The following is an 11806-nucleotide window of genomic DNA, read 5'->3' on the forward strand; positions in this document are numbered from 1 at the left end:
AAACTGGGGAGTTATTATTGATCAATTTTTAATCCTATATCAAGAAAGGGTTAGACTCTAAAAAGTAGAACCTAACCCAAGCTTAATTTTTGAACTTACACACTTTAAGAGACAGTCCTTTATTTTTGTAACAGACACAATAAAAAATAGTTATTATGGACATATTATAGTTTTAAATAGTTTGCAAATTATATTGTTCTAAAATATATTCCTAATCTAAAACCTTCAAAGTTGTATAGATAATCCCAAATAATAGGTAGACGACATTATTCAACTTTACATAATAAAGATTATTAATAATAATATTTCTATGAAATATTATTATTATAATATATATTATGTTAAATAAAGTATTTTATTAAGCTCTTTTATATATCCATTATTTATAATTTTAAATGTTGATTTCCCTAACAACAGTTTCTTCTACTAATTCATTTTGTTCTAATCTTCCTCCAGGCAATTCCCATTCGTTTCTATTGTTTTTAACTAACAAATATTTTCCATTAATTATAACGATTCCTTTTACAGAAATTGGAATTAAATATTCTTTACTCATTTTATTAAAATTTGGTTTTGTAATTTTAACTGGTACTGTGACGGATGAAAATGGTCAAAAATTATCTAACGTTCAGGTTCAGGATCCTCAAACGAAACGATGGACACAAACAAATTCGGATGGCTTTTTTACAATAGAATTAACGAACGAGAATACTAATTTGTCTTTTTCTCAAAAAGGAAAAGAAACACAAGAAATTGTTGTAGATTCTTCAGAAAATAACGTTTCGATTGTGTTATACAATCAAACTTTACGTTTGGAACAAGTTGATATTTTCCCAAAAAAAAAGAAAGAATATTCCGAGATTACGCTTGGTAAAGAAGCAATAGAAAATGTGCAAGCGTTTTCGTTAAACGAAGTTTTGCAACAATTACCAGGACAAGTAACAATGGATTTTAATAATAACGAGTTCAAAAATGTTGTTTTTAGAACTGCGATTTCTTCAAATAATTTGGGATTATCAGGAAGTTTGTCAAGTAATACAAATAATGATCGCAAAGATTATTTTCAGAATAAAGCGTTTGGGACGTCGATTGTAGTCAACGATATTCCAATTTCGAACAATGAAAATATGCAAGCGTTTACTTCCTTATCTGGTGGTGGTTTCAATGATTTTAATAACCCTAGTTATGGTGTTGATTTACGTCAAATTACAACTTAGAATTCGTGGTGGATACGGTATTGCTTCTAAAGCACCTTCGTTAAATCAGCTATTCACGGGAGATCGAATTTATGATCGTTTGTTGGGAGACGGAATTTATTATGTCAACAATAAACAATATGGGTGGATTGAAACGTTTCTTTTGGAAGGAAATAACTTAAACTTGAAACCAAGTAGATCTTACAATTCAGAAATTGGTTTTGATGTTAATTTACCTTTTGGATCATTAAATGTAACAGGGTATTATAATCAATTGAAGGATGGAATTTCAAGAGTTGATCATGTAGCAACTTTAGAAGGTTCTACAATTAGTGTCGACACATCCACTTCTACTCCAACTTATTCTGTTATTGGGAAAGAAGCCTATCAAATTATTTATAATACTTTGGAAAATAATTTAGAATCGACAGATAAAGGTATTGAAATGTTTATGAATTTTAACCGAATCAAACCTCTAAATTTAGATATTTCAGTGAATGGTTCGTATACAAAAACTACAAATAATAAGCCTGTTTATGAATATTCGGCTTCTACAAATGTTTTAGCAAAAGAGAAATATGCTGTTTATTATAATCCAAAATCGAATGATGAAGCTTTAATGTTTGGAACAAATTTTAATTATCATTTAAAAAAAGTTGGATTGATTTTATCTCTTCGTACAGAACATATTTTTATTCAAAATCACGATAAATACAACAATAGAAATCCAATTGGTTACTTAGATGAAAATTCTGTTTATCACGAAATTCCTGTCGAAGATCGAGGAAATACAGAATTATACGGACATTTGATTAAAGCTCCACAAAAAACATTAGCAGAATTACAAAATTCATTGCATAATTTTCATTTACGTATTTCGAAAGATTTCTTAAATGGATTCAAAGTATCTGTTTATACAACAAATGTTTTTGGTTTAAAACCTACTTATATCAACGATTCTGGTGAAAGAATTGTTTCAAAAATCGCAAAATTTTCATTGGGAGGTAAAATTGAATATACTTTCTAATTCTAAACAATTTCAAAAAAGATTATTATGTTAAAAAAATATATACTTCTCACTCCTATTTTAGCAAGTTTATTATTTAATTCTTGTTCTGATGATGATTTTGGAAATTCAGCGGTTCAACCCGTTACATTTACAACAAAAGTTACTTTTGATAGCGATTTTGATGCTTCAAAATTACCTGTAAATGCGAAAACAATTCTAAAAAATATACAAACAGGAATGACGAATGAAGTAATTTATGCAGATGGTTTAATTTTTGGACAATTATTTGGCGCAAATACAGTCGAATCTCAACCATATTCCCAAGCAAATGGACAATTAGATTGGTCTAAAGGTGAAGGAAACACAAAAGGTGCAGAAGCAAATACAGGTTATGTGTATGTTGCGAATGCGGTTCGTATTCCAGGAAATGGAACGACTTATCCAGTTCAACCAGGACAAAGTATTACAATTGCGCAAACGGCGATAAATCACAAAGGAAATTACACCGATGCAAATGGTAAAGTAATCGAAATTCTAAAACCAGAGTTGACGGTCGATTTATCAAATGCAGATTTTGAGGTAAATATGACGAGCTATTTAGGTTCTCAATATTCATATGATATTCAAAATCCTGCTGTTCCAGATTTAGATATTGTTTGGTGGGCAAATGGAAATAAAGATTTATTGTTAGATAATTTAGGTCGTCAAGCTTATATTCTTTTTAGGGCTGATGAAAATGATATAAATGGTTTTGGAAAAGTTAAAAATCCATCAAATAAAACGACGTATCAGTATTTACAATTGCCGAATTATTTTATTTTAGATGCTGTAGAAACAACACAAGACATGGGAACTAAATTGGTTCCGAAAAAATTACAGAACAAACAAGATGCTGGTTACGCCTATTTAACAGCAGGATCTTATACATCAACATCTATTATTCGTAAAACTCAAAAAACAATTAATGGTCGTATAATTTTGAAGGATACAAACAATTCGACAAACGATTTTGTAAACATCAAAGCTGAACCAAAGATTTTTGCGCAATAGAAATTAAAAAACATGAAATCAATTGATTTAACAACATACGATAACAAATTATTGAAAATTGTTTCTTTTGCTTGTTTACTTTTAGGAAGTACATCATTTGCGCAAGAAAATGATTCGATAAAAGTAACTTCTAACGAAGCTGAACAAGTTATAAAGGATTTGAATTGGCAATTACCTGTTGCGACACATTCTTTACCGATTAAAGATTATACGCATACTGGAATTTATTTCAGTCATAAAAACAATCAATTTTCGCGTAAACAAACAGCAGAAGAAACAAGTCGTTACGGTTTTTTGAGCGAAGGTTTATATACAACTGAAAATGGTTTTAGAATTTTCGGAATGATTGACTTGCAGAAATTCAATGAAAAAAATCTTTCATGGAACCTTTCTGACGAGCGTACAGATGAGCAACAAGTGCTTTCTCCTCAATATTTCTACGTTCCGCGTGCAGCAGATTGGAAGAACAAGCTGAATTTCCGATTCGTGATAAAAAAGAAATGAATCATCACATTGATTTTGCAACAAAACGAATTGCTGAAATTAATGGTTACAAAGAATTATTTAAAGCCGCTTTTGGTGACGAAAAAGTAACGAATGATCGTATTACAAAAGCAATTGCAACTTTTGAACGTACAATTTTATCTCCGAAAAATAGATTTGATAAATTTATTGCAGGAAAATCGGATGAATTAACTGATCAAGAAATTGAAGGTTTACATCTTTTTCGTACAAAAGCGCGTTGCATCAATTGTCACAATACAGCGTATTTTTCGGATAATAAATTTCATAATATAGGTTTGACATATTATGGTCGAGAATACGAAGATTTAGGATTATACAATACAACTAAATTGGCTAAGAATGTTGGTGAATTTAAAACGCCTTCATTACGAGAAGTTCCTCAAAATGCTCCTTATATGCACAACGGACTTTTTCCTACGATTCGTGGTGTAATCAATATGTACAATGCAGGAATGTTCCATTTTCAACCAAATGAGAAACAGAAAAATGATTCATTATTTCCGAAAACAACAGAGTTAGTTCAGAAATTGAATTTAACTGCTTCGGAAATGGATGCATTAGAAGCTTTTTTGATGAGTTTGAAACAGAATCAATACAAAATACGTCCACCACAATTACCGAATAAATAACAACTTATAAATAGCAAAACGACTCAATTTATTGAGTCGTTTTTTGTTTTGTATAGTTTAATTTTCAACTAAAATTTTCAATTGATTTTGAATAAATACTTGACTCAAATTATTATTGAGTTCATTATATTTTGATTGCAATACTTGATTTTTAGACGATTTGTAAACCGAAGCATCAACTTTATCAAACTTATATTTTGTTTCTGTGGTTTCAAAAGATTGCTCAGAAGCCTTTGCAATTTCAATTAAAGAATTGGCCAAATCTTTCAATAAATTTAATTTTTTTATTTCAAGATTAACGAGATCATTTAATCGTTTTTCCTCTTTATCTTTTTGCGCTTCATTCAATTGTAATTCAATTTTTTTCAATTCTCGTTGTTGCGCTGTATTTCCTCTCGAATAAATTGGAATAGAAAGATTCAATCCAATATATTGACTTTTGTTGTCTTTTAATTGATTTCCAAACTGAAAATTAGTATCCGCCAAACTTTTAATTTTCTGCGCATAAAAAGTTCCGTAAGAATAATTCAAGAATAAACTTGGTACATATTTACCAAATAACTGTTTATATTCTTCATTGATTTTCTTCGTATTCAACTCATATTTTTCGATGGATGGATAAGTTGAAAAATTGAATTCATTTTGATTCATTTCATCTAACAAAGGTTGTTGTAACGTCATATTTTCTGGGGAAATACTTGTTATATTCAATAATTGAATCAATTCAGTTTTACTTATAATTTCATCGTGTTTAGATTTTTCTAAATCATTTTGCTCTTGAAGAACAATGACTTGAATATCATAAAAATCACTTTTTGGACGCTTCCCTTCCTCTACTTCTTTCGAAATTCGAACAAATTGTATCTGAGAATTTTCCATTTGAGATTTCAAAACATTTTGCCATTCCTGTAAAGCCAAAGTCGCCATATATTTTTCTAAGACCAATAAATCATATTGATTTTGAATTGTTTTTAATTCAAGTTTTTCTAATTCGATATCATAGTTTTGTATTGTTGTTTGATTTAATTTAGAAAAATCAAACAAATTAATTTGAGCATTAATCGATATGTTATCTGACTGAATATTAGATGGTTCTCTTGTGTTGGTTGAAGGGTCAATTGATGAACCAAAATTATACGCATGCGAAACGGAAGCATCAATAGTTGGTAAAAATTGCGAAGCAAAAGAACGTTTAGTTTTCACTTTTTGATGAATTTTTATCGACTGAATTTTAAAATCAGGTTGATTTTCTCTCCCTAATTTCAAACAATCTTCTAACGTTAGGTTTTGTGCTTTTCCCAAAAAAGAGAAAAACACAACCATTAATAAAAAATATTTAGCATTCATAAACAAAAAATTATTCGTATTTCAGGTAATTCAAACTATTGATTCGTGTAGCGGAATAAGCTTTTATTAAAACGACAATTAAGGTTAAACTCAATAATAAAACAAAAGCAAATACATAAATCCAGATTGAAATATCAATGCGATAAGCAAAATTTTCTAACCATTTTTGCATCAAAAAATAACTTGGTAAAATAGCAAGTGCAAAACCTATGAATGCGAAATAGATATATTGTTTTGATAAAATTTGTAATAAAGAAGACGTTTCTGCGCCCAAAACTTTTCGAATGGCGATTTCTTTGTATTTACGTTCGATTGTGTAAGATGAAAGCGCAAACAATCCAAATAATGCGATTGTAATCACAATAACATTCAGAATTTTGAACATTTTTTCTTGTTTTGTATAGTTTTCATACGAACGAGCAAATTGCTTATCAACAAATTCATATTCAAATGGATAATCATTGTCAACTTTTGTTTTCCAAAACTTCTCGATTGCAGCAATTGTTTCAGTTGCATTTTCAGTTTCTATTTTGATGTAAACTTGACTAAGATTATTCTGTAACCAATCGACTGTATTCACGTTGATAAGCATCATCGGGGGAATTTTATTTTCTGGACTACCAATATTGAAATCTTTTACAGTTCCAATAATTTTAAATTTGAACTCGTTCCAATCAACCTGATCTCCAATTGATAAATTTCCCAATTCATTCATTGCTGTTTCGTTCAAAATGATGTTATTAATCGTATCTGAAGAAATTTTAGGATCGAAATCTCTTCCATTTTTTAATTTGATTTTCATCATTTGTATAAAATTATAATCAATTGGAACATTTTGAATTTGAATACTTTTATCTTTAAAAGTGATTGGAGAAGAATTCATTGCATTATTTCCAAACTTAAATGCTGTTGCATTTAGTTCTTTCACTCCTTTAATCTTCAATAAATTTTGTTTGATTGCTTTATAAAAATCTAAACGTTTTTCTCCTAAATCGTATCTTTTCAATGTAATATTAAGAACTTGATCTCCCGAAAAACCAAGATCTTTTTTACTCATATGATTTACTTGTTGTGTCACTAAGCTTCCTGAAATAATAAAAAAAGTAGCAATTGTAAACTGAATAATTAACATCAAATTTCTAATCCAAATTCCATTTTTGCTTCTTGAAAAATTCCCTTTCAAAACATTCAATTCTTTAAAATTCGAAACATAAATCGCAGGAAAAATTCCAGCAAAAAGTATAACAAGTAAGTATATTAAAATTAAATATGGTAAAAAGTCTACAAGTTCAATTGATAAATTTTTATTGATTAAAACATTATAACTTGGTAAAGCAATTTCAACAAAAGTTAATGCTAACATCAATGCAAAAACCGTTGTGATAGAGGTTTCAAACAAAAACTGTACAATGATATTTTGTTTTGAAGCTCCCAAAATTTTTCGTATTCCAACTTCTTTCGCGCGACGAATAGTTTGAGCTGTAGAAAGATTGATGTAATTAATAATTGAAAGTAATAAAATTAGAAATGATAAGCCTAGATTAATTTTCAGAAAAGTAAAATTTCCTTTATCTTCTGGAAATCCTGTCATTTCTGCTTTCAAACGACTATCTGTTATTGGTTGTAAATATCCTTTAGTTATGCTCGATGTTTTAATATACTCTTCAACTGAAATACCCCTTGCTTTTGAATACCTCTGTACAATATTTTCGTAATAAATTTTATTAATAGATTTTTCTACAGCCTCTTTATCATTAGAATTTTTTAGTTTAATCAATAAAGCGTAGGTAAAATTATTCCAATCATCAATACTTTGATTAGGACTTGAAATAACATATTTAGGTAAAAACCCTGAACTATTTTTCAATTGATAAACGCCGTAAATAGTTAATATTTCTCCATTAAGATTTTTGATTTGTTTATTGATAGGATTTTCATTTCCAAAAATTCGTTTTGCTTCTTGCTCCTCAATCGCAACTGCATTTCTATTATTCTCGAATTGTTGTTTATTTCCATGCACAAAATCAAATGGGAAAAAATCGAAGAAATTATTCCCTGTAATTGCAATTTTATTTAATAATTCTTTTTTCTGATTGATGATATAAAGTTCTGATGAATAACTAGGAATGTAAAACAAAGTTTCTTCAATCTTATCTGACTTTTCTTTTACCAATTCCGCCATTGGACCAGTTGTAGAAGCTATTTGTAAATCAGGTTTTAAATAAGTGATTAATTCGAAAATTCTATCTTTCTCATGATTCCATTGATCGTAACTCGTTTCATCTTTCCAATACAAAGTCGAAAAAATAACACCAGCAATTCCGATAGCTAAACCAAGAATTGTAAGAAATGTAAACCCTTTATTCTTGATCGTATTTCTTAAGTATATTTTAAGCCAATTTTTTAGCATTGAATTTAAATTTTAGTTTTCTCAAAAACATTTACATTTTTCTGATTCATTTTTTCAGAAAGAATTTCACCATCTTTCATGGTAATAATTTTATCAGAGTAAGCCGCATCATGAGCCGAATGTGTCACCATCAAAATTGTAGATCCTTGCGCATGCAAATCGGTCAAAAGCTCCATGACTTCATTTCCATTAATACTATCCAAATTTCCTGTTGGTTCATCAGCCAAAATTATTTTAGGATTAATCACCAAAGCTCTTGCTACAGCAACACGTTGTTGTTGACCACCAGAAAGTTGCTGTGGATAATGTTGCAAACGATGAACAATGTTTAGTTTTTCGGCAATTTCTTGCACTCGTTTTTTTCGTTCCGAGTTCGAAACTTTAGAATAAATCAAAGGTAATTCGATATTATCATAAACTGATAATTCATCAATTAAGTTGAAATTTTGGAAGATAAATCCTATGTTTTCTTTTCTAACTTGAGAGCGTTTCGATTCGTTTGCATTAGACATTTCAAGGTTATTCAACGCATAACTTCCTCCATTGAAAGAATCCAATAATCCAATAATATTCAATAACGTAGATTTTCCACAACCCGAAGGTCCCATAATGGAAATAAATTCTCCAGAATTGATGGTTAAATTAATCTCATTCAACGCTTTTGTTTGAATATCTTCTGTGATAAATATTTTTGATAAGTTTTCTATTTTAATCATGATGTTATTTTTTAATCGTTAATTCTTGTACTTCTTTATAATCTTCGTAATTCGAAATAATTACTTTTTCATTTGTTTTTAATCCAGAAATCACTTCGTAAACACTCGGATTTTCTCTACCTAATTCAATTTTTCTACATGTTGCTTTATCATTATTGACAACAAAAATCCATTTCCCTTGTGTCGTTGTATAAAAGGATCCTTTTGGAATAACTAATTTCTTTTCTTTTTCGGATAAAATCAATTTCACCCCTACGGATAAACCTTCTTGTAAATTTTCAGGAATTTTATCAATAAATTCTAATTCTGTTTTAAATTTTCCATTTTTTATTTCTGGAGAAATCTTAGTCACTTTCACTTTAATGATTTTTCCTTTAATTTCGATTTGTCCATATTGATTTTCTTGAATTCGATCCAAATAATATTCGTCCACCATCGCAACCAATTTATATCCGCTTAGAATATCCACTTTTCCAATACTTTTTCCTGCTTCTATTGATTGTCCTAATGTCGCTTCAAAAGAGCTCAATCGACCAGTTTCAGGTGCTAGAACTAAGAAATTTTGTTTGTTTTTTCGAAGTGTTATCAAACTTTTTTGCATGATAGCTAAAGCTTCATTAATTTGTTTTAATTGAATCGTATTTGATTCACGTTCCTTAACCAAACTTTTCTGAATAATTGCTTTTCGTTCTTGCTGGTAGCGCATTTTTTCCTTTGTATTTTCCCATTCATTTTTCGCTAACACTTCCCTATCATACAGTTTTTGGTTCAATTCATAATCTAATTTTGATTGATTAAAATCGTGTTCAATTCCTACAAAATCCTTTGATAAATCCAATTCTTGATTCCGAATAGATAGTTTTGCAACATTTAATTGATTCATTTGTTCGATAATTGCCGTTTCTTGCGTCAAAAAATTAAGTTCCGTATTCGGATTATATAATCGTGCAATTGGCAAACCTTTTGTAACCATTTCTCCATTTTCTACAAATATTTCTTGAACAGAACCACCTTCTATCACATTGATAAAGATTGAATTAATTGGTTCTATTTGTGCCTGAAAAACAACAAAATCTTCAAAATAATCTTCAGAAACGTCTTTTATCATCAATTCATTTGCACTTACAGTTAAAGCTCGTGGTCGATTCATCAAATAAAAACTCGAACCTCCTAAAATTATGGTTGTCACAGCAATTATTCCAAGGCGTTTATATTTTTTATTTTTTTGATTGATTTTCGTATCCATTATTTATTAAATTTACCAAACAGCCGTTTATTTATGGTTATTTTACTAATTATCAATACGTAATAAATGTGCCCAAAATTTATAATTTCTTAAAGCATTGAAATCAATTCTTTTAAAAAATTATATAAAAAAATAGACTGTCCGAAAACGAACACTTATTTGTTCAGAAACGGACATATGACAAAACTGAATATGAAGAAAACTTTAGCCACTATACTGATTTTAGACGATCAAGAAGAAATATTAATTGCAAGTCGACTACTTTTGAAACGCCAATTCGAAACAATTATCACTTGTTCTGATCCTAAAAAGATTCCTCAAATCTTGGTAGAAAATGAAATTGATGTTGTTTTAATGGACATGAATTTTAGAACAGGTTATGAAGATGGAAAAGAAGGAATCTTTTGGCTAAAAGAGATTCAATATTCACAACCAAAAGCGAAAGTAATTTTGATGACTTCCTATGGAAGCGTAGAAACTGCAGTTGAAGGTTTAAAACTTGGTGCGATTGATTATATTTTAAAACCTTGGGATAATGATAAATTAGTTAATCTTATAAAAGAAGCGATAAAACAGCTTAGAAAATCGAGGAAAATAAAAGAATCGAAAGAAAATAAGTTGTTTTATGGAAATTCTCCGAGTATCGAAAAAGTATATAAAATCACCAATAAAATTGCAAAAACTGAAGCAACAATCTTGATTTTAGGCGAAAATGGAACGGGAAAATCAGTTTTGGCAAAATCAATTCATGAAAATTCTACACGAAATACAGAAAAATTTATTCATGTTGATTTAGGTTCTTTGAATGAAAATCTATTTGAAAGTGAGTTGTTTGGGTATAAAAAAGGAGCATTTACCGATGCGAAAGAAGATACAATTGGTCGATTTGAAGCTGCAAATAATGGAACGATTTTTTTAGATGAAATCGGGAATTTACCAAATCATTTGCAAGCAAAACTTTTGCAAGTTATTCAGAATAAAGAAATTATTCGTTTAGGAGAAAGTTCACCAAGAAAAGTCGATGTTCGTATAATTGTTGCTACGAATGCGAATCTTGAAAAAGCTATAAAAACTGGTCATTTTAGAGAAGATTTGTATTATCGAATCAATACCATTTCGGTTACAATGCCGAATCTTAGCGAACGAAAAGAAGATATTAAACCTTTGATTGATTATTTTTTAGAACTTTATACTGATAAATATGAGGTCGAAAAACCAGTTATTAATGAACAAATTTTGTATCAATTAGAAAACTACGATTGGAACGGAAACATTCGAGAATTGCAAAATAGAATTGAACGTGCAGTTATTTTAGCGGAAGAAAATGAAATTACGATCGAAAATTTAGGTTTTACAACATTTATTCCTCAAAAAATTACTGATAATTCAAATAATTTGAATGAAATAGAACGAAATAAAATTATAGAACGTTTACACTTTTTTGAAGGAAATATTAGTAAAACAGCAGAAAATTTAGGTGTTTCTCGTGCTGCTTTATATCGAAAATTAGAAAAATATAACATTACGAATTATAAATAATGAAACGCAATTCTCTTATTTTTCAGTTAGTATTTAGAATACTTTTTTTAGCATTTCTTCTGTTTATGTTGGCTTTTATTGGAATCAAAAATTATTGGTTTTCATTTACATTTGTATCCATTATTGCAATTATATCGAT

Annotated in this window: 11 protein-coding genes; 6 read left to right on the plus strand and 5 right to left on the minus strand. The window is 29.0% G+C overall.

Going from position 1 to position 11806, the window contains the following annotated elements:
- Positions 1-391 precede the first annotated feature (391 nt).
- Complete coding sequence (locus tag G0Q09_RS13825) at positions 392-556, minus strand: NUDIX domain-containing protein (RefSeq protein WP_219035308.1); 165 nt, start codon at positions 554-556, stop codon at positions 392-394.
- 37 nt (positions 557-593) lie between these two features.
- Here G0Q09_RS13825 and G0Q09_RS13830 point away from each other — a divergent pair, with 37 nt between their 5' ends.
- Genes G0Q09_RS13830 through G0Q09_RS13850 form a run of 5 tightly spaced genes read left to right on the plus strand, consistent with a single transcriptional unit; the run spans position 594 to position 4409 of the window.
- The gene (locus tag G0Q09_RS13830) at positions 594-1217 is read left to right on the plus strand and encodes a carboxypeptidase-like regulatory domain-containing protein (RefSeq protein ID WP_219035309.1); all 624 of its coding nucleotides are present in this window, start codon (positions 594-596) and stop codon (positions 1215-1217) included.
- Positions 1186-2223 carry a TonB-dependent receptor domain-containing protein gene (locus tag G0Q09_RS13835; RefSeq protein ID WP_219035310.1) on the plus strand — a complete coding sequence of 346 codons (1038 nt, stop codon included), beginning with the start codon at positions 1186-1188 and terminating at the stop codon, positions 2221-2223. The genes G0Q09_RS13830 and G0Q09_RS13835 overlap by 32 nt, the downstream gene beginning before the upstream one ends.
- Before the next feature lie 27 nt (positions 2224-2250).
- Complete coding sequence (locus G0Q09_RS13840; protein WP_219035311.1) at positions 2251-3255, plus strand: DUF4876 domain-containing protein; 1005 nt, start codon at positions 2251-2253, stop codon at positions 3253-3255.
- A gap of 12 nt (positions 3256-3267) precedes the next feature.
- Positions 3268-3759: a DUF6850 family outer membrane beta-barrel protein gene (locus G0Q09_RS13845; RefSeq protein WP_219035312.1), complete on the plus strand. Its 492-nt coding sequence runs from the start codon at positions 3268-3270 to the stop codon at positions 3757-3759.
- Complete coding sequence (locus G0Q09_RS13850; protein WP_257468278.1) at positions 3714-4409, plus strand: cytochrome-c peroxidase; 696 nt, start codon at positions 3714-3716, stop codon at positions 4407-4409. Before G0Q09_RS13845 ends, G0Q09_RS13850 begins: the two co-directional genes overlap by 46 nt.
- A 57-nt stretch (positions 4410-4466) precedes the next feature.
- On the opposite strand, the gene G0Q09_RS13855 is transcribed toward G0Q09_RS13850, so the two are convergent.
- Genes G0Q09_RS13855 through G0Q09_RS13870 form a run of 4 tightly spaced genes read right to left on the minus strand, consistent with a single transcriptional unit; the run spans position 4467 to position 10128 of the window.
- Positions 4467-5756 (minus strand): TolC family protein, encoded by a 1290-nt coding sequence (locus G0Q09_RS13855; protein WP_219035313.1) that lies wholly within the window; start codon positions 5754-5756, stop codon positions 4467-4469.
- Positions 5757-5766: 10 nt separating this feature from the next.
- Entirely contained in the window at positions 5767-8166 is a 2400-nt protein-coding gene (locus G0Q09_RS13860; protein WP_219035314.1) for an ABC transporter permease, read from the minus strand.
- 5 nt (positions 8167-8171) lie between these two features.
- Entirely contained in the window at positions 8172-8882 is a 711-nt protein-coding gene (locus G0Q09_RS13865; protein ID WP_219035315.1) for an ABC transporter ATP-binding protein, read from the minus strand.
- Between the two features lie 4 nt (positions 8883-8886).
- Positions 8887-10128: an efflux RND transporter periplasmic adaptor subunit gene (locus G0Q09_RS13870; protein ID WP_219035316.1), complete on the minus strand. Its 1242-nt coding sequence runs from the start codon at positions 10126-10128 to the stop codon at positions 8887-8889.
- A gap of 192 nt (positions 10129-10320) precedes the next feature.
- Here G0Q09_RS13870 and G0Q09_RS13875 point away from each other — a divergent pair, with 192 nt between their 5' ends.
- Complete coding sequence (locus G0Q09_RS13875; RefSeq protein ID WP_219035318.1) at positions 10321-11667, plus strand: sigma-54-dependent transcriptional regulator; 1347 nt, start codon at positions 10321-10323, stop codon at positions 11665-11667.
- Positions 11668-11806 lie beyond the last annotated feature (139 nt).

The sequence above is a fragment of the Empedobacter falsenii genome (genome assembly GCF_019308355.1).
Lineage (GTDB): Bacteria > Bacteroidota > Bacteroidia > Flavobacteriales > Weeksellaceae > Empedobacter > Empedobacter falsenii_B.